The organism is Candidatus Symbiopectobacterium sp. NZEC135 (assembly GCF_025962695.1).
In genome coordinates, this window is record NZ_JAGFPF010000011.1 from 78,487 (window position 1) to 99,697 (window position 21,211).

General features: G+C 51.4%; 17 protein-coding genes. 8 read left to right on the forward strand and 9 right to left on the reverse strand.

Features of this window, described 5'->3' with window-relative positions; all coding sequences use genetic code 11:
- Positions 1-28 precede the first annotated feature (28 nt).
- The 3 genes from rsmF to yebS form a co-directional block, all read right to left on the reverse strand.
- Positions 29-1,507 carry a 16S rRNA (cytosine(1407)-C(5))-methyltransferase RsmF gene (gene rsmF / locus J5224_RS08810; protein ID WP_264625008.1) on the reverse strand — a complete coding sequence of 493 codons (1,479 nt, stop codon included), beginning with the start codon at positions 1,505-1,507 and terminating at the stop codon, positions 29-31.
- A gap of 108 nt (positions 1,508-1,615) precedes the next feature.
- Positions 1,616-4,243: a PqiB family protein gene (locus J5224_RS08815; protein ID WP_264625009.1), complete on the reverse strand. Its 2,628-nt coding sequence runs from the start codon at positions 4,241-4,243 to the stop codon at positions 1,616-1,618.
- On the reverse strand, positions 4,191-5,504 hold the full coding sequence (gene yebS / locus J5224_RS08820) for a membrane integrity lipid transport subunit YebS (protein WP_264625039.1): 1,314 nt from the start codon (positions 5,502-5,504) through the stop codon (positions 4,191-4,193). Before yebS ends, J5224_RS08815 begins: the two co-directional genes overlap by 53 nt.
- Positions 5,505-6,012: 508 nt before the next feature.
- Here yebS and J5224_RS08825 point away from each other — a divergent pair.
- The 7 genes from J5224_RS08825 (at position 6,013) to J5224_RS08855 (ending at position 12,830) form a co-directional block, all read left to right on the forward strand.
- Positions 6,013-6,519, forward strand: a complete 507-nt coding sequence (locus J5224_RS08825; RefSeq protein WP_264625010.1) for a GAF domain-containing protein — start codon at positions 6,013-6,015, stop codon at positions 6,517-6,519.
- 84 nt (positions 6,520-6,603) lie between these two features.
- Positions 6,604-7,305: an RNA chaperone ProQ gene (proQ, locus tag J5224_RS08830; protein WP_264625011.1), complete on the forward strand. Its 702-nt coding sequence runs from the start codon at positions 6,604-6,606 to the stop codon at positions 7,303-7,305.
- Positions 7,306-7,325: 20 nt separating this feature from the next.
- On the forward strand, positions 7,326-9,377 hold the full coding sequence (gene prc, locus J5224_RS08835; protein WP_264625012.1) for a carboxy terminal-processing peptidase: 2,052 nt from the start codon (positions 7,326-7,328) through the stop codon (positions 9,375-9,377).
- A 261-nt stretch (positions 9,378-9,638) separates the two neighbouring features.
- The gene (locus tag J5224_RS08840; RefSeq protein WP_264625013.1) at positions 9,639-9,887 is read left to right on the forward strand and encodes a FeoA family protein; all 249 of its coding nucleotides are present in this window, start codon (positions 9,639-9,641) and stop codon (positions 9,885-9,887) included.
- 60 nt (positions 9,888-9,947) lie between these two features.
- Complete coding sequence (locus J5224_RS08845; protein ID WP_264625014.1) at positions 9,948-10,175, forward strand: FeoA family protein; 228 nt, start codon at positions 9,948-9,950, stop codon at positions 10,173-10,175.
- 81 nt (positions 10,176-10,256) lie between these two features.
- Positions 10,257-12,578: a Fe(2+) transporter permease subunit FeoB gene (gene feoB, locus J5224_RS08850; protein ID WP_264625015.1), complete on the forward strand. Its 2,322-nt coding sequence runs from the start codon at positions 10,257-10,259 to the stop codon at positions 12,576-12,578.
- Positions 12,579-12,608: 30 nt separating this feature from the next.
- A complete protein-coding gene (locus tag J5224_RS08855; protein WP_264625016.1) occupies positions 12,609-12,830 on the forward strand; it encodes a FeoC-like transcriptional regulator in 222 nt (73 codons plus the stop codon).
- 49 nt (positions 12,831-12,879) lie between these two features.
- Here the strand turns inward: J5224_RS08855 and potD are convergent, their stop codons facing one another.
- From potD to potA, 4 genes are read right to left on the reverse strand one after another with little or no spacing between them, the layout of a single operon-like run.
- Positions 12,880-13,923, reverse strand: a complete 1,044-nt coding sequence (potD, locus tag J5224_RS08860; protein WP_264625017.1) for a spermidine/putrescine ABC transporter substrate-binding protein PotD — start codon at positions 13,921-13,923, stop codon at positions 12,880-12,882.
- 11 nt (positions 13,924-13,934) lie between these two features.
- The gene (gene potC, locus J5224_RS08865) at positions 13,935-14,735 is read right to left on the reverse strand and encodes a spermidine/putrescine ABC transporter permease PotC (RefSeq protein WP_264625018.1); all 801 of its coding nucleotides are present in this window, start codon (positions 14,733-14,735) and stop codon (positions 13,935-13,937) included.
- Positions 14,732-15,592 (reverse strand): spermidine/putrescine ABC transporter permease PotB, encoded by an 861-nt coding sequence (gene potB / locus J5224_RS08870; protein WP_264625019.1) that lies wholly within the window; start codon positions 15,590-15,592, stop codon positions 14,732-14,734. The genes potC and potB overlap by 4 nt, the downstream gene beginning before the upstream one ends.
- On the reverse strand, positions 15,576-16,697 hold the full coding sequence (potA, locus tag J5224_RS08875) for a spermidine/putrescine ABC transporter ATP-binding protein PotA (RefSeq protein WP_264625020.1): 1,122 nt from the start codon (positions 16,695-16,697) through the stop codon (positions 15,576-15,578). The genes potB and potA overlap by 17 nt, the downstream gene beginning before the upstream one ends.
- 433 nt (positions 16,698-17,130) lie before the next feature.
- Between potA and pepT the strand changes: the two genes are divergently transcribed.
- Positions 17,131-18,363, forward strand: coding sequence for a peptidase T (pepT, locus tag J5224_RS08880; protein WP_264625021.1), 1,233 nt, complete (start codon positions 17,131-17,133; stop codon positions 18,361-18,363).
- Positions 18,364-18,437: 74 nt separating this feature from the next.
- Here pepT and J5224_RS08885 read toward each other — a convergent pair whose 3' ends face one another.
- Positions 18,438-19,832 carry a pentapeptide repeat-containing protein gene (locus tag J5224_RS08885; protein ID WP_264625022.1) on the reverse strand — a complete coding sequence of 465 codons (1,395 nt, stop codon included), beginning with the start codon at positions 19,830-19,832 and terminating at the stop codon, positions 18,438-18,440.
- A 217-nt stretch (positions 19,833-20,049) separates the two neighbouring features.
- Positions 20,050-21,171, reverse strand: coding sequence for a cupin domain-containing protein (locus J5224_RS08890; RefSeq protein WP_264625023.1), 1,122 nt, complete (start codon positions 21,169-21,171; stop codon positions 20,050-20,052).
- Positions 21,172-21,211 lie beyond the last annotated feature (40 nt).

A 21,211-nucleotide genomic window follows, 5' to 3' on the forward strand; every position in this document is an offset into this window, starting at 1 on the left:
AGATGAAAATGAAGCACTGGGCGTTAAACTAACCCTGTTTAACGTGCTGCGTGCAGGCACCATCACGTACCAGCTCGCGTGGGAGATTGTTTTTTATACGGCTGCCGATGCGTTTGGTCAATCCTATCGGCGTGTGCTGATAGGTAAGCACCATCTCATCGCCGGTAGGGAGTTCGTCGGGATAACTGTCTCGCCCCTGATACCATTCACAAGCAAGCTGGTCGCTGAGTGCATAAGCGTGCGGTGCCTGTGCATCTGCCAGCGCAACGATGGCCTCGTGCTGCCAGCGAAAACCTTTGGCATAGCGTTCCGCCAGTTTAAGGCCGATGCGCGAGAAACGTATCTTGCCAAACAGCGCACTGAGTGCAGAGGGAAACAGCCAAATTTCATTGTCACGCTGCCAGAGTTGCTGCTGCTCTGGGTCCCAGACCAGGCCCGCCTGATTGGCTGACAGCGTCAGCGCGTGTTTGTCTTTGCCGGATAATGGAGCAAAGGGGAACTTGCCTACGTTATAACGCGGTGCGGGTAATGGGGCGATGGTCGCGGTTTTGCGCAACCGTGCGACAAAGAAACCTTCACTGTCGTAAATTTGCGGGAACACGTGGAGATATCCCTCCTCAGTCAGCGCATCAGCTGCGCCGAGGAAGAGATCGCCCAACGCATCAATCGCACAAGCCTGAGGGAATGCATCAAGAAGATGCTGGCACACCTGCTGATTTTCCTGAGCGTTGAGCGTGCAGGTTGAATAAATCAGCACCCCGCCGGGTTTTAACGCATGAAACGCACTGACGATCAGTTCCTTCTGGGTTTGCGCCAGCTCAGCCATACTTTCCGGTGACCAGTGGCGCATAGCATCGGGGTCTTTGCGTACCACCCCTTCGCCGGAACACGGCGCATCAAGCAGAATAGCGTCGAACGTTTCAGGCAGGGCTGCGCCAAACACACGGCCATCGAAGTGCGTCAGCGCATTATTGTGTACGCCGCAGCGGCTGATGTTGGCATGTAGTACCTTCACCCGGCTGGCCGAGTATTCGTTAGCCACGATCCCACCGCTATTGCCTAAGCGTGCGGCAATTTGTGTGGTTTTCGAACCCGGCGCAGCGGCCACGTCCAGCACCAAGGGCGACGGGGTGGCCTCACGCGACAATAACGTGCTTTCTTGCGCGTAAAACAATGCGCTGACGGGCAGCATTGAGCTGGATTCCTGCAAATAAAACAGCCCGCTCAAATGGCCAACCGTATTGCCCAATCGCAGTTGTGTTTCATCTGGGCTGAACACCCAAAATCCTTCTTTGCACCAGGGGATTGGCGCTAATTGCCAGCCCCAACGCTCCGCCAGTGCTAAAAAGTCCTCCACGCTAATCTTCAACGTGTTAACGCGCAGACTGCGTCTTAGCGGACGCTGACAGGCTGCAATGAATTCATCAAGGGACAAATGCGCAGGCATGATGTCTTGAATCGCCTCGAGAAATGCGGAGGGCAAAGAAGGAGAGAGGGGTTTCACCACGGTGGTAATATCTCGTTACAATAACAGAAAAGTGCGGGTAATAGTCTGATAGTGTAACACGGCACGTGGCTGCCGTCGCTCGTCACGCGACGGCAGGATCAACGCAGGCTATTCAGGAATGGCTGTGCCCCATTCGCGCCACTCTTTGGGCTCTTGCCCTAACAGCAGAAAATGCTTACCGGGTGTGGCAATTGGCGCTAAGGGAATTGCAGGTGGGGTAGCAAAGGCAATGCCGCCGCGAATAAATTGCTGGAAGGTACCGGTTTTCAGCAAACCACCGCCCAAGCCAAATTCCAGATTGTAGCCGGATGCCAGCCAAAATACCGAGTTACTGCGTACCAGATGCTGGTGTCGCTTGCTGATACGCAGTGCCACCATCACCCTGTCGGACAGCGGCCCCAGAGACAGGCCCGTAACCGTTCCTACCTCAACGCCGCGAAACAGCACCGGGGTTCCCACTTGCAACGCACCGGCTTCTGGCGCATCGACCACAATATTCAGCCCATCCTGATAACGGGAGTCAGAAATGGTCGCCTGTTGCAGCTCGAATTGGCGCTGTTGCGCACCGTTGCCTGGCTCGACATTAATGTAGGGTTGGAGCAAGGTTTCCAGATGATCGACGCCTGCTGCTGAGATTTGTGGCGTCACCACTGAAAAGCGCGTGCCGGCGCGAGCAAAGGCGTTGACGTACTCCGGGTAGAGCACCGCTTGCGCCAAGACATCGTTGCGCTGTTCCGCCAGTTTAAGGGAATCCAATCGACCAATTTCAATACCGAGGTAACGAATCGGCATGCCAGCAGAGAGGGAACTGGCGTCATAAGTGCGCAATTCGATACGGCTACCGATCGCGCGTGCAGCGGTTTCTGTGTTATACAGCAGCCGCTTTCCCCCTTTGGTTTCGGGAGCACCTTCGAGATTGTCGAAGCTGATGGCACCTTTGATTGCCCGGTTGAGCGGCGCAGCCTGAACCGTCAAGCCGGAGGTACTCAGTTGCACGCGGGCACCGCCCTCGGCCCAGAATACGCTGCGCTCGGTCAGCAGTTTGCGGTATTCCGGATGCAGGTAAACCTGGACTTCGAAGGTTTCCGCTCCGGGACGAATACGCATGATTTCGCCGACCTGAAACTTGCGGTATAACACCACCGAGCCTTCCTGGATGTCCGGCAGGCTCTCGGTAACCAGCGTTAAGGTTGGGCTGGGCGTGTTGCCTTTAATGCCCTCCTGAGCATTATCCTGATCGCTAAACAGGGTATAACGCGCCAACGGTTCACCCCGCGTGCCGGGTAACACCATCACACCGCCGCTGAGCCACTCCTGCGGGCTTGCTCCGATCATTTGCACGCCTTCCAATCCCAGCTTGACGTTCAGCCTGCTGTTGACGATAAAGGTGCTGTCTTTGTGCAGCAGCGCGCGATATTCGGGTTCAATGGTGACATCGAAGGTAACGCCTTTTTCGGTCAACGTGCGCAGAATGATCTGCCCGACCTGTACGCCGTGCAGCAGAACAGGTTGCCCGACATCAATGCCATAGCTTTGTGCGGCAGACAACTGAACAGTCAGCGTATCGGGGCGTAATGCCTGCGTGCCATCAATCAGTGGGAATGTCTGGCGCGGCTCACCGTCACCGGGAATCAATGTCAGCGTTGGGCCCGTGAGCAAGCGGGAAAGGTTAAGGTCGTTCAGGGTCAGCCGTGGTTTGGTCAGTTCAATGCGCGTGCCTTCCCGCATCAGCGGCACGACAGAGGGGTCGATAATCAACTGTCCGGTGACATTACCGTTGCTGGGGTCTAGCACCAGCTTTTGTACACTGCCCACTTCCAACCCCTGATACAGTAGCGGGGTCTGCCCGGCTTTCAGCATATTGGCGGAGGGAAGCGTTAAGGTAATCGCCACCCCGCGCTGGCTTTGGGCCAAATTAGGGTAGAGTCGGTAAGCTTGTTCTGCACTGGCGTTGTCGCTCCCATCCGGTGAATCAAACGCGATAGCACCATTGACCAGCGCCGCCAGACTTTGCATCTCCACTTTGGCACCGCCCGGGCTGATATCTGCCTTAATGCCGGACACGTTCCAAAAACGGCTCTCTTTTTTAATTAAATGGGTGAAGCGGCGCTCAATCAGAACATCAACCGTCACGCCCTTATTATCTGGGGTTACGGTGTAATCGTACACTTTTCCGACGGGGATCTTACGGTAATACACCAGCGAGCCCGCGTTGAGCGATCCTAAATCATCGGCATGAAGATGGACCAGCAACTCCCCGCTGTTAACCCGGTATTTCGGCTGGGTATCCAGCGCAGAGAAGTGTGCCTGCGGCTCGCCGGGGCCGGGCATCATACCGATATAATTACCGCCAACCAGGGCGTCAAGGCCGGAAACGCCCGCCAACGAGGCTTTGGGGGTGACCAACCAGAATTGCGTCCCGCTGCGCAACGCCTCTTTCATGTCGCTTTTAATGCTGGCTTCCACCTGGATGGTGCGTAGGTCTTCACTCAGCGAGATGTTTTGTACGGTCCCGATTTCAACGCCTTGATAACGCACCGGAGTTCTGCCAGCCACGATGCCGTCAGCAGAGATAAAATCAATGGTGACCGTGGTGCCGCGCTCTTGCTGGTTGGTGTAGAGCAACCAGCCGGCAATCAGCAGTGCAATAAAGGGCAGCAGCCAGAACGGCGATATACGACGCTTATGCTTGATCGCGGTTTGTGTTGACTCGGGTGTTGTTGAATCGTGTTCCATGGGTATCCCACATTAATCGGCTATCCAGCCATTCCGCAGCGAGAATGGTCAAAATAACGGCCGCACCGAAATAGAAGGCCGCTGGGCCTAAGGTAAAAGCCAACAGTTGGTCGCGGTTTACCAGCGACATCATCAAGGCGATGACGAACAGATCCAACATTGACCAGCGGCCAATCCAGATCATGGCACGTAACAGGCGCATGCGCGTCATGATAGCGCGTTGTGTGCGCAAATGTATGCTCAACAGCAAGATGCTCAGCACGATAACCTTGGTGAAAGGCACCAGTATACTGGCGATAAAAACCACTGTCGCAACAGGCACATTGCCGTTTGCCAGCGAGATAATGCCTGACAGGATGGTGTCCTCTTTGCGCGCACCATTGACGTAGAGAATCGAGATGGGCAGCAGGTTGGCGGGCACCAGAAATACGATGGCGCTGATCAATGCCGCCCAGGATTTTTGCAGGCTGTGGCGCCGACGTGCTCGCAGCGGGGTATGGCAGCGCGGGCAGCGCCCCCGGGTGTCCGGCGCGCTGGTAAAATGGCAGGCCAGACACAGGCGATAACGTTCCGGGTTGATCACCGGATGCAGTCGTGGGTAGAAACGCAACCAGAGCTGATCCGGATTGAGGTGAATCAAGGTTAACAGACTCAGCAGGGTCAAGGTGAGATAGGCCACCAGGCCGTGGCCTGTCTCAATATCGGAAAACTCGCGGATTTTGATGGCCGCAACGGCCAGTCCGACCAGATAAATATCCAGCATCATCCAGGCTTTCAATTTTTCCAATAACAGCAGAATAGGCCGCAGATTCATACCTATGCGCGGGGCAAAAAAGAGATACAGCAGGGAAGCCATTAGCGTAACCGGTACGCCTACGGTACAGAACGCTACTATACTGGCGGTAACCGGGTGTCCTTGTTTGGTCATCTGCCAGATGCCTTCAAACAGGCTGGCATTGATCGCGACACCCAGCAGTCGGATGTCAAGCAGGGGGGCGGTATAGGCGAAAGGCATTAACAGCAACATCGCCGTGGCCATCGCCGCCAGTCGCGTCATTGACCAATCAAGCCCGGAGCCGACGCGGGTGGCGCACTGTGGGCAGGTGGCATATTCCCCTTTGCGCATTGCCGGAAGCAGAAACAGCATGTCGCAGCCATGGCAACGGTGATAGCGCCCATAGGCAACGCGAGAGCGTGCCTGGGTAACGGGCGGGCGCGGAGCGCTGTGCGTGGCAGAACCCACTATGCTGTATATTCTCATTACGCCGGATTGCGCTGTGAAGGTCGCCAGCATCATAGCCTACTTCCGGGGTGCACGGTAATTGAATGTGTATACCCGTCATACTTCAAGCTACAGATGCGTTGGCTGCGCTCATTATTCGGCCCATCCCTAGGCCTAACCTCTTACGAGGCCGCCGCAAGCGCTGTTCAAAACGTAAACGTTCTGTCCTGCAACTCGAATTATTTAGGGTATAGGGCCGGTTTCAGGAAAATCAGATGCCAGGGCAGGTAAATGAAATGTGCGCAATACGCTGACGAAGCGAATGGTGTTGTGGCATGCTGTGCAGTATGTCTCAATTCATCCTGTCACGTTTATGTGAATAAAAACGCAAAAGCGTATATCCTTCTTCTCTTGTGGGAGACCTTGCTACTGTTGTCAGGCAGGGGGAGTGACGTTGTGGGATGATGCCCCTGAGTTATCGATGCTTATTGCGTCAATCGGTTAGGGGTGGCGTACTTCGGTATTTGGAAAAACTGAATTATTATTTATGAACAAACCATCATTTTATAGGGATCTTGTCAGCGATCTTACCGCACTGATTACGGGTGAACGCCGCTTTATCACTATTTTGGCCAACAGCAGTGCGCTTTTGTTTGAGCGCCTGGAGGGCGTCAATTGGGCGGGTTTTTATCTTCTGGATGATGACACGCTGTTTCTTGGGCCATTTCAGGGCCGTGTTGCCTGTGTGCGCATTCCTGCGGGCAAAGGCGTTTGTGGGCGCGCGGTTGCGGAGAACCGCATTCAACGTGTCGATGATGTGCATGCTTTTCCTGGTCACATCGCCTGCGATGCCGCCAGTAATGCCGAGATCGTGTTGCCGCTTTCTGTCAACGGCCAACTGATTGGCGTGCTGGACATTGATAGCACGTCCTATGCGCGTTTTGACGCGGAAGACGAAGAAGGTCTTAACGCGCTGGTTGCCGTGCTCTGCGCACAATTGCAACAGAGCGATGTGCTGATTTTTATCAATTCTCTCACGCAGAGAGAAGGATAACGTAGCAATTGCTGATGGCGTCATTATAATGTCGCCTGTTCATGCCTGCGCTGGTTGGCAAACCCGTTGTAATCAGGAAATTTCATGGAAAATCAACCTAAGTTGAACAGTAGTAAAGATGTCATTGCCTTTTTGGCAGAACGGTTTCCGCTTTGTTTCACCACTGAAGGTGACACTCGGCCTTTAAAAATCGGTATTTTTCAGGATCTTGTCACGCGAGTGTCAGAGACTGACAGTGTGAGTAAAACGCAATTGCGTTCTGCATTGCGCCTTTATACCTCCAGTTGGCGTTACCTGTATGGCATCAAGCTGGGTGCGCAACGTGTGGATCTGGATGGCAATCCGTGCGGTGAATTAGAACAGCAGCATGTCGATCACGCTCGCAAGCAGTTGGAAGAAGCGAAAGCGCGTGTTCAGGCGCAGCGAGCTGAGCAGCAAGCGAAACGTCGCGCCGCAGGTGAAACTACCGATCAACCTGCGCGTCAGCGTAAACCGGCCCCGCGCCGCGAACGCCCAGCAGCCGACGGTGCTCCGCGTCAACCTCGTGCCACCGCGCCGCGTGCTTCTGCGCCTCGCCAGCCCAAAGCGGCTACCGAGCGTGCGCCGCAACCGCAGCGTGTTAACGTGACGGATATTACTGCACTGAAAATTGGTCAAGAGATCAAAGTCAGAGCGGGTAAAGACGCCATGGACGCTACGGTGCTTGAGATTGCCAAAGGTGAAGTTCGGGTTCAACTGGCTTCCGGCTTGGCGATGATTGTACGCGCAGAACACTTGCAGTTCTGATACGGAGGGCCAACCAGGGCATGAACACATTAATCCGAATGACGGTGCTTGCTGCCGCATTGCTCGCAGGCGTGAGCGTAGCGAAAGAAGCCCCGGTCTCGCGCAGTGAAGCGATTGCACGCAGTGAGATGATAACGCGTGCAGATCAGATTCCTCAACTGCACCAGGAACTTCAGCATGCCACCGAGAGCGATCGCATCACTCTGCGTTTCTTACGCTCCCACTATCGGCAGATAGCGCTCGATGAACAATTTTCCGAGAAAATTTTCAACCGCTATCTCAACATGCTGGACTACAGCCATAACGTGCTGTTGGTCTCCGATATCGCCGAATTTGCCAATCAAAAAGGGCAGTTGGGCGAAGATCTGAAAGGCGGCAAACTGGACGTGCCCTATGCGCTCTACAATCTGGCGCAAAAACGCCGCTTCGAGCGCTTGCAATATGCCCTCTCCGTATTAGAGAAACCCATTGATCTCACAGGAACCGACACCATTGAGTTGGATCGCAGCAAATCGCCGTGGCCGCAAAATGTCGGTGAACTGAATCGCCTGTGGGATGCCAAAGTAAAATTTGACTGGCTGACGTTAAAACTCACCGGTAAAGATGACAAAGAGATCAAAGAAACGCTCACCAAGCGTTATCAATTTGCCATCCGTCGTCTGGCGCAGAGCAACAGTGAAGATGTTTTCCAACTGGTGATGAATGCGTTTGCGCGAGAAATGGATCCCCACACCAGTTATTTATCACCGCGCAATACGGAACAGTTTAACACCGACATGAGCCTTTCTCTGGAGGGCATCGGTGCGGTGTTGCAGATGGATGATGATTACACGGTCATCAACTCCATGGTTGCAGGCGGTCCGGCGGCAAAAAGCAAAAGTATCACCGTGGGCGATCGTATTGTCGGCGTCGGACAAAACGGCAAACCGATGGTAGAAGTGATCGGTTGGCGACTTGATGACGTGGTGGCGTTGATTAAAGGCCCCAAAGGCAGCAAAGTGCGGCTTGAAATCTTGCCCGGTGGCAAAGGGACTAAAACCAAAACCGTTACTTTGACCCGTGAGCGCATTCGTTTGGAAGACCGCGCGGTGAAAATGTCGGTTAAAACCGTGGACAAAGAGACCATCGGGGTGCTGGATATTCCCAGTTTTTACGTGGGCTTGACGGATGACGTCAAAGTGCAACTGCAAAAGCTGGAAAAACAAAATGTGAGCAGCATTGTGATCGACCTGCGTGGCAACGGCGGTGGTGCGCTGACTGAAGCGGTAGGGCTTTCAGGTCTGTTCATTCCCAGCGGCCCTGTGGTGCAAATCCGTGACAACAACGGAAAGGTGCGTGAAGACAGCGATACCGATGGCGTGGTGTATTATAAAGGACCGTTAGTGGTACTGGTCGATCGTTTCAGTGCGTCGGCATCAGAGATTTTCGCTGCTGCCATGCAGGACTATGGTCGTGCATTGATTGTGGGTGAGCCGACCTTTGGTAAAGGCACGGTGCAACAGTATCGCTCTTTGAACCGTATTTACGATCAGATGCTGCATCCAGCGTGGCCGGGATTAGGTTCCGTCTCCTACACCATTCAGAAATTCTACCGTATTGATGGCGGCAGCACGCAGTTACGCGGCGTCACGCCGGATATCCTGATGCCAACAGGCACAGAAGCGGTTGAAACCGGTGAGAAATTTGAAGATAACGCCTTGGTCTGGGACAGCATCAATGCGGCACGCTATGGCAAGCTGGGGGATCTGAAACCCTATATCAGTGCGTTGAAAGAGCAGCACCAGTCACGAATTGCCAAAGATCCTGAGTTCCAATATATCATTCAGGACGTTGCCCGTTACAACGCTAATAAAGAGAAACGTAATATCGTTTCCCTTAATTACGCGCAGCGTGAAAAAGAGAATAACGACGATGAAGCATTACGCTTGAATCGTCTTAACGAACGCTTCAAACGCGAAGGTAAAAAGCCGCTGAAATCCGTGGATGATCTACCCAAGGATTATCAGGCTCCGGATGCCTATCTGGAAGAAACGGTGCATATTGCCAGCGATCTGTCACATAGCGTGAAATAATCTCACCCTGTGCAGTAAAGCCCTCTGTCAGCCTAACGGTTGACAGAAGGCTTTTTTTTTTGCATTTTCTGATGTTTTATTCACTGCGTAAGGCGGAATGAGCGATATTTAATTTTTGTTTGATATGCATCAAGTAGACTTATACCCGTGCATTTATTATTGATAATCGTTATTACTTTTGTTTTTTTTCTGAGCATTTACAGCAATTATACCGCGTGAATTCATCCAAGGGTTCTGCGGTTTCTCTTTAAGAGCCCAACTATGACGCCAGGTCTACACACTCTTCTTGATATTCCCCTCAATGTCAGCGCTGTGGTTGCGCGAATTCGTCTCAGCGGTGAGTACCATCAACGTTTAATGGAGTTAGGTATTCGCGTCGGGGGCGAAATTCGGGTTATTCAGCGCGAAGCCAACCAGCCGTTGATGCTGGCTGCGGGCGATGGTCGTATCGCGATTAATTGGGATATGGGCAAGCAGGTTTGGGTGGCACCGCAGGTTACACAAGGTTGATGATATCCGGCAGCAACAGGGTGGCATAACGAGGCGGCAATTCAACGAGGAGTCATATTCATGACAGACGCCGTATTTCCCGTAGGCAGTTCTTGGCGGGTGCAAGGTTATCAAAAAGGATCGGCGGATTACCGCAAGCGCTTGCTGGCGTTAGGGGTTACACCGGGCGTGACTTTCACGGTCACCCGGGTCGCGCCGTTGGGCGATCCTATCGAATTGCGTTTGCGCGGTGCTGCTATCAGCGTGCGCAAGAGTGAAGCACAGATATTGATCCTGGAGCCGTGCTGATTTTCAGGATCTGGCGTTGCCAGGTATGTAGATTACAAAGCATGCCTGCCTGATTAAAGCCCGTTCGCGTAAGGAACTGTTATGGTCTCACATCCCGTCATTGGCGTTGTTGGCAACCCCAATTGTGGCAAAACCACCCTGTTCAACCTGTTGACAGGGGGAAAACAAACGGTGGGGAATTGGCCCGGTGTCACCGTCGAGAAAAAGGTCGGTCAGTTCCTCTACAAAGGCCAACGCTTTACGCTGGTCGATTTGCCCGGCGTATACTCGCTTAACCCGGCTTCAGAAAGCGCGGAGGATGAGCGCGTCGCGCGTGATTATATCCTCTCTGGCGAAGCGCATTTGGTGCTGAACATTCTCGATGCCGCCAATCTTGAGCGTAACCTGTATCTGACGGCGCAGTTGCTGGACATGAACGTGCCCATGATCGTCGCGGTTAACATGATGGACATCGCCTCTTCGCGCAAGCTGGAAATCGATATCGCCGCACTGCAAAATCGGCTAGGTTGCCCGGTTATCCCTATCACCGCCAGCCAAAATAAAGGCATGGATGTGCTGCGCCAGGTTTGTCTGTCTGCGCTAGCGGACATTCGGTCTCCCAACGTTGAAGTGCCTTACGATGCGCCGCTGAAGAATGCTGCCGTGCAAATGGCGTTGCGTTTAACGGATATTCCAAGCGTAACGCATCCGTATTGGTTAGCGCTGCAATTGCTGGAAGGGGATACCACGGTTCGTTCTCGTTTACCTGCGCCGCTGCTGGCAGAGATGGACGCCCAGGTTGCCATGCTCACAGAAACCTATGACGATGAGCTGGATATCTTCCTTGCCGATGGGCGCTATCAGTTTGTCTCCTCCATCGCCAATCAGGTGGTGATTCGACGCAGCAATGTCTCCGCGACGCTCACCGATAAAATTGACCGTGTGGTACTGCATCGCTTTTTCGGCATTCCAATCTTCTTGCTGGTGATGTACTTCATGTTCATCTTCACCATCAAGGTGGGGAGTGCATTTATCGATTTTTTCGATCAGTTTGTTGGTGCGTTATTTGTCGATGGATTAGGGGCGCTGCTGCGCGCTATCAACACGCCAGAGTGGCTGGCGACGCTGATGGCAGATGGCATCGGCGGGGGGATCCAAACGGTCTCCACCTTTATTCCGGTTATCGGCTGCCTCTATCTGTTCCTCTCTTATCTTGAAGATTCCGGGTACATGGCGCGCGCCGCGTTTGTGATGGACCGCTTCATGCGCAGCATTGGGCTACCGGGTAAAGCGTTTGTGCCCTTGATTGTCGGCTTTGGTTGCAATGTGCCTGCCGTCATGGCCACGCGCACCATGGAGAAGCACAGCGATCGCATCGTCACGGTGATGATGGCCCCCTTTATGTCGTGCGGGGCGCGTTTGCCAGTCTATGTGCTGTTTGCGACGGCATTGTTCACCAGCGGGGGGCAGAATCTGGTATTCGGGCTCTATCTGGTGGGTATTTTTGCCGCTATTGCCACCGGCTTTATGCTGAAAAATACTGCGCTACAAGGCGATGCGTCTGCGTTCGTCATGGAGATCCCGCCGTACCATTTGCCGGGACTGCGCAGTGTGTTGATTCGTACCTGGGATCGGCTTAAGGGGTTTATTCTGCGTGCTGGTAAGCTGATTGTGGTGGTCGTCACCGTGCTCAGCTTTTTCAACTCCATGGGCACCGATGGTTCGTTTGGCAATCAGGACAGTGATAAATCAGTGCTTTCCTCCATCGGACAGAAAATGGTTCCCGTGTTCGCGCCGATGGGGATAAAAGCAGAAAACTGGCCTGCCGCTGTCGGTGTTTTCACCGGCATTTTTGCCAAAGAAGCCGTGGTGGGCACACTGGATTCACTGTACGGTGCGATGGCTGACAGCCAGTCAGGTGAACAGGAAGAAGAAACACCGTTTAATCTTGGCGAAAGCGTTGTTGCCGCACTGGCAACCATTCCTGAGAATTTTGCCAAACTCGGTGGTGAACTTCTCGATCCGCTGGGTATCAACGTCGGCGATTTGAGCGATACCGCCGCCGTGGCGGAACAGAACGAGTTCTCTGTCTCATCGCTGGATATCATCGCGCACCTGTTCGATGGACGGTTAGGCGCGGTTGCTTACTTATTGATGGTCTTGTTGTATGTGCCTTGTGTCGCAGCGTTGTCAGCCATCTGGCGCGAAGTGGGCACGGCATGGGCGCTGTTCTGTTTCGTGTGGACGATAGAGCTGGGTTATGGGGCTGCGGTGCTGGTGTATCAGGTGGGTCGGTTTGCTAACCATCCCCTTTATTCTGCCTCTGCCATCGCAGCGGTGCTGGCTGTCTGGACGATCACCGTATTTTTCCTGCGCCGGAATGGCAATCTAAGGCAGCAATCTGCGGTGGTGCGAGCAGCATAAATCCGTAGCCGTGCGAGTCAGGAGGATGAGATGACACTGATTGAACTGCGCAATTTCGTGAAGCAAAGGCAGCGCGTTTCGTTGCAAGAGATCAGCCAACGCTTCCACGTTGAAACCGGCGTGGTTGAAGGCATGATAGCTATCTGGGTCCAAAAGGGAAAAATTAGCAGTCACGAAAATGCCAGTGGCGGCTGTGGCGGCTGCTGTTCTTGCGAGAAAGGGTTGCGGCTTTACTACGAATGGGTAGAGTGACGATTCATCACAAAAGGCTAGCCGCGCTATGCGGCTAGCCTTTTGTGCATTAACGGCCGGCTTTCAACTGTTGAAAATAGTTTTCATACAGCGTGCTGGCGTTGCCAACGTCGTTTTGCCATTCCCCTTTCTCAATGGTCTCTGCGTCAGGGTAGAGCGTCTTGTCATTTGCCACCTCAGCGGGCAGTAATTTTTTCGCTGCCAGATTGGGCGTCGGGTAACCGATGGTTTCAGCAACCTTTGCCGCCACATCCGGGCGTAACAAGAAGTCGATGAGTTTCATGGCACCCTCTTTGTTCTTAGCATTGGCAGGGATCGCCAAACTGTCCATCCAGAAAATGCCACCTTCTTTTGGCCAGATAACGTCGAGCGGTGTTCCTGACTGGCGGGCAACGTAAGCGGAGCCGTTCCAAATCATACCCAGATTGACTTCACCTTCGATAAACGGGTTACCGGGGTTATCGGAGTTGAAAGCCAACACGTTCGGCATCAGCGTCTTTAATTCGTTATACGCCGCTTCGATCTCTTTCGGATCGGTGGTATTGGCTGAGTAACCCAGTTTGCGTAACGCAATTTGGAACACTTCGCGGGCATCATCGGTCAGCAACAGACTGCCCTTATATTTCGCATCCCAAAAATCGCTCCACCCGGTTACCGTTGCCGGATCGATGGCATCGCGATTAATGCCGATAGCGGTGGCCCCCCAGATGTAGGGAATGGAGTATTCGTTGTTCGGATCGAAGGATTTGTGCAGCAGGCTAGGGTCAAGATTGTGGAAATTGCTCAGTTTGCTGGTATCAATCTTTTGCAGCATCCCTTCTTTGCTCATTTTGGACACAAAATAGGTCGACGGTACCACCAAATCATAAGCACCATCCTGATAGGTCTTCAGCTTGGCATACATGCTTTCGTTGGATTCGTAGGTGGAGTAAATCACCTTGATGCCCGTTTCCTTGGTGAACTGTTCGAGTAAACCGGGTGGCACGTACTCCGTCCAGTTGTAGAAATAGATCGTCTTGTTATCCTTCGCATTGGCGGCATTCAGGCTGAGCGCCATGGCGCACGCGGCCAGCAGGTAGGGCAATTTTTTCACAATAAACCTCCTTAACGTCCCAAAGGTTGGAATGATGATTTTTTGGTGCGATCCCGCAATATTAACTGACTGCTAAGCACCAGCAGTAACGATAACAACAGCAAAATGGTGGCCAGCGCGTTGACTTCCGGTGAGACACCCACTTTGACCATGGAATAGATTTTCAGCGGCAAGATTTCATAAGAAGGCCCCGTGACAAAGGACGATACCACCACATCGTCCATGGACAGGGTGAAGCTCAGCAACCAGCCAGCGGCAACGGCAGGCATCGCAAGGGGCAGAATAATCTTGCGTAGTATGATGATTTCACTGGCCCCTAGATCGCGCGCGGCTTCCAGCATTCGAATATCAAAGCCTTTCAAGCGCGAATACACCGTGACCACCACAAACGGCAGGCAGAATGTAATGTGCGAAAACAGTAGCGACCAGAACCCGAGTGAAATCCCGAGCAGCATAAACAGGACCAGCAGGGAGATTGCCATGACGATATCTGGCGACATCATCACCACAAACAGCATACCGCTGACAAAGGGTTTACCGCGAAAGTGATAACGGTAAAGCGCCACGGCGGTGAGCGAACCGATCGCCGTGGCAAACGTGGCCGAAAATACCGCCATCGTCAGTGAATGACTCGCTGCCTGAAGCAGGCTGTCGTTGTTTAACAGCAGGTGATACCACTCAAGGGTGAATCCCTGCCAGTTAATGCCAAAACGCGCCTGATTAAATGAATTCACAATCAGGATCAGGATCGGAATATACAGATAGGCGTAGATCAGGCTCATAAAGCCGCCGCGCAATAAACGTCCCATCATTCCAGGTCCACCTTTTTATTCAATAAACGGGCTGCGCGGTAGTACACAAACAGCATCAGGCCCATCACCAACGTCAGACAAATGCTGGTGGCTGCCCCAAAGGGCCAATCACGAATATTCAAAAACTGGCTTTTTATCACGTTGCCAATCAGCAGGTTTTTCGCACCGCCCATCAGATCAGCAACGAAAAACAGCCCCATCGCGGGCAGCAATACCAGCAGGCAGCCCGCAATGATGCCGGGCATGGTCAGCGGGATCACAATGCGGATGAACGACTGCCACTTGTTGGCCCCCAGATCCCGCGCTGCTTCCAGATACGCGTTGTCGAGTTTTTCAATGCTGGAGTAGAGTGGCAACACCATGAATGGCAGCAGAATATAGACCAGGCCTAGCACCACCGCCTGAGAGGTATACATAATGCGCAGCGGATCGTCGATAATTCCAGTCCATAACAGAAACTCGTTAAGATAGCCTCGTGTGCTCAGGAAGATTTTCAATCCATAGATACGAATCAACGAGTTGGTCCAAAACGGAACAATCAACAGAAACAGCAGTAGCGGGCGTACCTTTTCCGGCAGTCGCGCCAAGATGAAGGCAAAAGGGTAGCCAATCAGCAGGCAGCATAGCGTAGCAATGACTGCCATATTTAGCGAATGCAGCAGCACCGAGGCGTACAAGGGATCGCTCAGCCGCGTATAGTTTTCCAGTGTGAACAGCATGGTGATCAAGTTGGCATCATCGCGCGTCAAAAAGCTGGTGCCAATGATCATCAGGTTAGGGATGAACACAAACAGCATTAGCCAGGCAACGATGATAGTAATGATGATGTTTTGAAAACGTTTACGCGGTGGCTTCATCGTGCAGCACGACCTCCCAGCTCTCTACCCAGGTGATAGCCACCTTTTGGTTGAGCGAGTGGTCGACATCGGGGTCATCTTCATTGAAGAACTCGCTAACCATCACCATTTTTCCGTTCTCCAACTCAATCGTGGAGTCCAGCGTCATGCCCTTATAGTTACGTTCACGCACATAACCGATCATGCCTTCGACTGCGCTGTCGTCATTAATTTCCTCTACGCGCAAATCTTCGGGGCGTAGTAGGACTTTTAACGACTGCCCTGTGCTCACCGGAAAGTTGACAGTGATGGGGCAGGTGCGGCCTTCAACCACCGCCTGTACGCGATTCCCCTGTTCGGAGGTGATTACTGTGGCATCAAAAATGTTGATTTCACCAATAAAGCTGGCAACAAATAAATTGCAGGGTTCTTCGTAGATTTCTCGCGGCGTACCGTCTTGTTCGATTTTGCCATCGCGCATCACCACGATGCGGTCTGACATGGTGAGCGCTTCTTCCTGATCGTGCGTAACAAAGATGAAGGTAATACCCAGCTTACGTTGCAGGGCTTTCAGCTCGTTTTGCATCTGCTTACGCAATTTGTAATCCAGGGCGGAAAGCGATTCATCCAGCAATAATACCTTGGGCTTGTTCACCACAGCGCGGGCAATAGCGACACGCTGTTGCTGCCCGCCGGACAGTTGATGCGGGCGACGCGTTACAAACTCGTCCAATTGAACCATTTTCAAGGCGTCCATGACGCGAGGTGCAATCTCGGCAGACGGGGTTTTCTGCATTTTCAGCCCAAAGGCGACGTTGTCAAATACGCTAAGGTGGGGAAATAGCGCATAGCTCTGAAATACCGTATTGACGTAGCGCTGTTCGGCGGGCTGGTGAGTAATGTCCTGTTGCTCAAGTAAAATGGCACCGTTATCGACATTTTCCAATCCGGCAATCAAACGCAGTACCGTGGTTTTTCCACAGCCGGAAGGGCCAAGAATGGTCAAGAACTCACCGTGATTAATGGTGAGATCGAAATGGGAGATGATGTCTTTGCCATCAAATCCTTTACGTACATCGCGCAGTTCAACAACCGGCACGGATGCGGAAGAACGGTTTTCATTCATGGTGGTCTGGCTCAGTTTCCATCGTTGGCGCATGCATAGTGTGTAAAGCGTTGCATGACCAGGGTTATCACCTTTGCGTGTATAGCATTGTTTGGAGGGGCATTCTACGGGAAACCCCAGTGTACGCCAACTTATACGCGCACGCTTGCGACGAAGAAAGCGCGTTAATCATGGTATGAGCGATTGTGGTGTAAAGCCTAGGCGGAGGGATAAAGAATTGTGAATATTATGTTTTGTTGGTGTTGATGAAATGAGGCTGTGGGGCGAACAAAATAACCGCGTAACGTCCTGGTTTCATGAATCCAATGATTTGTCCTTCCGCAAAAGGCGGTTTTGATGCATTCGGTGGCTAAGATGGTAAAAACTGACCTGACGCAATATTTGCCGGGAAAGCCATCAGCATAATATCCGTCAGGGCTCAGGGGGCTGAAATATGGAAAAATTACTCGATCGTTTTTTAAATTATGTCACTTTTGATACGCAGTCGAAGCCGGGTGTAAGGCATGTGCCGAGCACTGAGGGCCAACTTAAATTGGCGCGTGCCTTACAGCAGGAACTGATAACGCTCGGATTCGATCAGGTTACCCTGAGCGAGCATGGCTGCGTCATGGCGACGCTAGCCTCTAATGTTGCATGGCAAGTGCCTACCATCGGTTTTATTTCTCATATGGATACCTCGCCGGATTACAGTGGGAAAAATGTGAACCCTCAGATCCTGGAAGATTACCGCGGTGGCGATATTGCACTCGGTATTGGGGATGAAATCTTATCGCCCGTGATGTTCCCGGTGCTGCACCAATTGCTGGGTAACACCCTCATCACGACGGACGGCAAAACCCTGCTGGGTGCCGACGATAAAGCCGGTATTGCGGAAATCATTACGGCGATGGTGCGGTTAAAACATCAGCAAACGCCACACGGCACGGTACGTATCGCGTTCACCCCGGATGAAGAGATTGGTAAAGGTGCGCAATTCTTTGATGTTGCTGCCTTTGGTGCGCAGTGGGCTTATACCGTCGATGGCGGTGGTGTTGGCGAACTCGAATTTGAAAACTTCAATGCGGCATCCGTTGGCATCAAGATTGTGGGTAACAACGTTCATCCCGGCAGTGCCAAAGGAGTGATGGTCAACGCGTTAGCACTGGCCGCACGTTACCATCAGGAAGTCCCTGCACAGGAAGTACCGGAGCAGACCGACGGCTATCAAGGTTTCTATCATTTGCACAGCATGAAAGGGACGGTAGAACGTGCCGAAATGCACTACATTGTGCGTGATTTTGAAAAGCATGGTTTTGAACTGCGTAAAAAGACGCTGTTTGATATTGCTGAAAAAGTGGGGCTTGGGCTGCCACCAGATTGCTACATAGAGGTGACCATTACCGACACCTACTACAATATGCGTGAACAGGTTGAACAGCATCCGCACGTGATCAGTTTGGCGCAGCAAGCGATGCGTGATTGCGACATTGAACCTTGTCTTAAGCCTATTCGCGGTGGTACGGATGGCGCTCATCTTTCCTTCCAGGGGTTACCTTGCCCGAATCTGTTTACCGGCGGCTATAACTTCCATGGTAAACATGAATTTATCACGCTGGAAGGCATGGAAAAGGCTGTGTCGGTGATTATGCGCATTGCTGAGTTGACGGCATTGCGCGCAAAAAAATAAAACGAAATACGCAATATTATTATCAATACCTAAAAGTGATTTTAATGCTGGTCGATATGACGACCAGCATTAATTCATTGTTTATTAGCTTTTTTAAATATAGGTAAAAAATGTTTTATAAAGTTGATGGGCTGCTTTTTCTTAGGTAATGGAACGACGACGACGTCTTCATCGAATACGTTGGCGGTAAGCAGTTCTTTAAGCATAACGGCAATCTTTTCTGGCAGTGCTTTACTATGCACTGGCGTTAATGATTTGTTCAGCATGATAGGTTCTAGAAAAACGCTGGTCAGTGAGAAAAGTACCACGCTCTTGTTAAACGTGGAGTTATTATCATCATCTGCATTTTTGTAGGCATCTGAGTACAATTCTAACAACATAGAAAATGATTTTTTTTCTATAGGGTGCATCCGTTTAGTTTCTTGACGCAGTATTTTTTTTGCTTCTTCGGGTTTATTGACCATCTCCTCGGCAACTTCAGCGCGCAGTGCCAACAATTTAGCAAACTCATTGTTGATTATCTTGGTCAAACAGCTCAAAGGCGTTTTTTTCAAATCAAGAGATTTGTCTTTAAAGGCTTGTGATGCAAATTTTAATTCTTCTACGTGGGATGTAGTTCTGAATAATCCATCACTTTTTGCATTTCTGCTTTTTGACTGATCTCTTTGGTAGCTGCTTTTTATTAAGGTGCATATTTCAGCGATTGTATCCTCGCGATACTTTTCGCTTCGGGAGTACATAATGGAAGACGTGGCGTTGGATTGCATCTCTGCGACGCCATTCATTATCGCGTGGGAGAAATCTGTGTCACTGTTACTCACATTTTCTAAATCTGCGCCTGTGAAGTCTGCACCCACCATGCATGCATGATCCAATTTTGCATTTTTTAAGTTAGCACGTGCGAAATCCACACCCCGCAGATCCGCATTGCACAGATTGATACCAGGAAGGCTTTTTTTATAAAAGTCGGCATCATGCAAATCCAGCATCCCGTTTGCTGTGAATGCAATTTTGTTTTCAGGTATAACCCCTCTCATTACGAGCATCTTAGCGGTGTAAAAATTTGAGATAGCGTCATCTTTAAGATAAAAGATTACATCATCTCCGACGTGTGGCCGGATTTCTATTCGAGTGTGGGTATCAACGCATGCAGCTTGAAAGTGATTTTTGGTAATAATGATGCGGTGTTGTAAATGTGAGAATTCAATATGTTTGGGAATATCATAGGAAAAGGAGTCATCATTTTTTTTATTGATTGCTTTAATCATATTGAACGTGAATTTTTCTTTGAACTCCTCATAGTTCTCTCTGAGTTGCTGCTTTATTGAGCCACAGGTCATGCGGTCAATGATCTGCTCAACCGGTCCTCGGGGAGTTAGCGCATCGTTACTGCTGATACCTCGGGATTCGTCAATATAATGAGTGACAAAATCAGAATAGGGGTCTCTGTTTGATACAAAAACATTCATACAATTCCTTTTATGTGTGCATTGAAAGAGTATAAATATTTTATTCTATAGTTTTTTTGTGATTTTTTAATAAGGGGAAAAACGTATTCCTCCACTAGTGCTGACTGGCATTAAAATTAAGATGTATGTTTAACTATTAAAAATGTTTTATTTTACAGTGAAAATGTATTTTTGCGTACCGCTCAGTGTCATGAGCGGTACGCGTATACTTCAAATATCAATCCATGAAATACCAATAGCCGCTGTTAATGAACACCGTCAATTTTGCCAGGAAGGAGGGATCTTCCAATGCTTCGCCCAACACACTGCCTTCAAATGTCAGTTGCTCTGACAGGGCAAGCGCAGCGCTATGATGTGGAGTATCAAGGCACTCGCCATTGACAAAGCACTGACCTGCCACGCAGAGCACGCGCAATCCGTTTAATCGACGTAACGCAGCCCCTTGCTGAAGTAATTCGTAAACTTCACCGGGTTGATACGGCGGTTCCGGCGGAGCAATATCCAACTCATGACGTGATTGCGTAATAAACTCACCAAACCAACGCTGGAAGTGTTCCGGTTGTTGCACCAGATCCTGCATCATTTTTTGCAGTGCATCCAACTCTTGGGGCAATACCGTGGCCGCGTGTTCACGTTCAGGGATATCAGGATCGCTATAACGATAGCTCCCCAACTCACGGGCCAGAACATAATCGGCAAAGCCGCTGACCAGTTCGCGCCCATTAGGTGACCGAAAGCCGACCGAGTAGTTGAGCGAATTTTCCAATGAATAGCCTTCATGGGGAAAGCCGGGCGGGATATAGAGAATATCTCCTGGCGACATTAGCTCATCAATAATCGGCTCGAACGAATCGACCTGGAGAAGATCCGGATGAGGGCAGTGCTGCTTCATGGGGATCTTTTCCCCAACGCGCCAGCGGCGCTGACCGGTTCCCTGAATGATGAAAACGTCATATTGGTCGATATGCGGCCCCACGCCGCCGCCCGGTACAGAGAATGAAATCATCAAATCATCGGTACGCCAGTCGGGAATATGACGAAACGGGCGCATCAGTGCCGCGGAGGCGTCATGCCAATGGTCAACGGCCTGTACCAGCAAGGACCAGTTGTGTTCACCTAAATGGTCAAAGCTGTCGAAAGGACCGTGGCTGACTTGCCATTTGCCTGCATCGTGGCTGACTAAACGGCTGTCAACTTCGTTTTCCATTGCCAGCCCGGCAAGTTCATCGGGCGATATGGGATCGATGAAATCGGTAAAACCCTGTTTGATCACCACAGGGCGTTTTTGCCAGTAATTCGCCATGAAAGATGGCCAATCGAGATTCAGTTGATAATCCATACCATGTGTTCCAACAAAGGGGGGCGGTAAGAGTATAACC

Bases quoted from the DNA above. Each gene is read 5' to 3' on its own strand.
- J5224_RS08815 (WP_264625009.1), bottom strand. From the start codon at position 4,243: ATGGAACACGATTCAACAACACCCGAGTCAACACAAACCGCGATCAAG.
- yebS (WP_264625039.1), bottom strand. From the start codon at position 5,504: ATGAGAATATACAGCATAGTGGGTTCTGCCACGCACAGCGCTCCGCGC.
- J5224_RS08825 (WP_264625010.1), top strand. From the start codon at position 6,013: ATGAACAAACCATCATTTTATAGGGATCTTGTCAGCGATCTTACCGCA.
- proQ (WP_264625011.1), top strand. From the start codon at position 6,604: ATGGAAAATCAACCTAAGTTGAACAGTAGTAAAGATGTCATTGCCTTT.
- prc (WP_264625012.1), top strand. From the start codon at position 7,326: ATGAACACATTAATCCGAATGACGGTGCTTGCTGCCGCATTGCTCGCA.
- J5224_RS08840 (WP_264625013.1), top strand. From the start codon at position 9,639: ATGACGCCAGGTCTACACACTCTTCTTGATATTCCCCTCAATGTCAGC.
- J5224_RS08845 (WP_264625014.1), top strand. From the start codon at position 9,948: ATGACAGACGCCGTATTTCCCGTAGGCAGTTCTTGGCGGGTGCAAGGT.
- feoB (WP_264625015.1), top strand. From the start codon at position 10,257: ATGGTCTCACATCCCGTCATTGGCGTTGTTGGCAACCCCAATTGTGGC.
- J5224_RS08855 (WP_264625016.1), top strand. From the start codon at position 12,609: ATGACACTGATTGAACTGCGCAATTTCGTGAAGCAAAGGCAGCGCGTT.
- potC (WP_264625018.1), bottom strand. From the start codon at position 14,735: ATGATGGGACGTTTATTGCGCGGCGGCTTTATGAGCCTGATCTACGCC.
- potB (WP_264625019.1), bottom strand. From the start codon at position 15,592: ATGAAGCCACCGCGTAAACGTTTTCAAAACATCATCATTACTATCATC.
- potA (WP_264625020.1), bottom strand. From the start codon at position 16,697: ATGAATGAAAACCGTTCTTCCGCATCCGTGCCGGTTGTTGAACTGCGC.
- pepT (WP_264625021.1), top strand. From the start codon at position 17,131: ATGGAAAAATTACTCGATCGTTTTTTAAATTATGTCACTTTTGATACG.
- J5224_RS08885 (WP_264625022.1), bottom strand. From the start codon at position 19,832: ATGAATGTTTTTGTATCAAACAGAGACCCCTATTCTGATTTTGTCACT.
- J5224_RS08890 (WP_264625023.1), bottom strand. From the start codon at position 21,171: ATGGATTATCAACTGAATCTCGATTGGCCATCTTTCATGGCGAATTAC.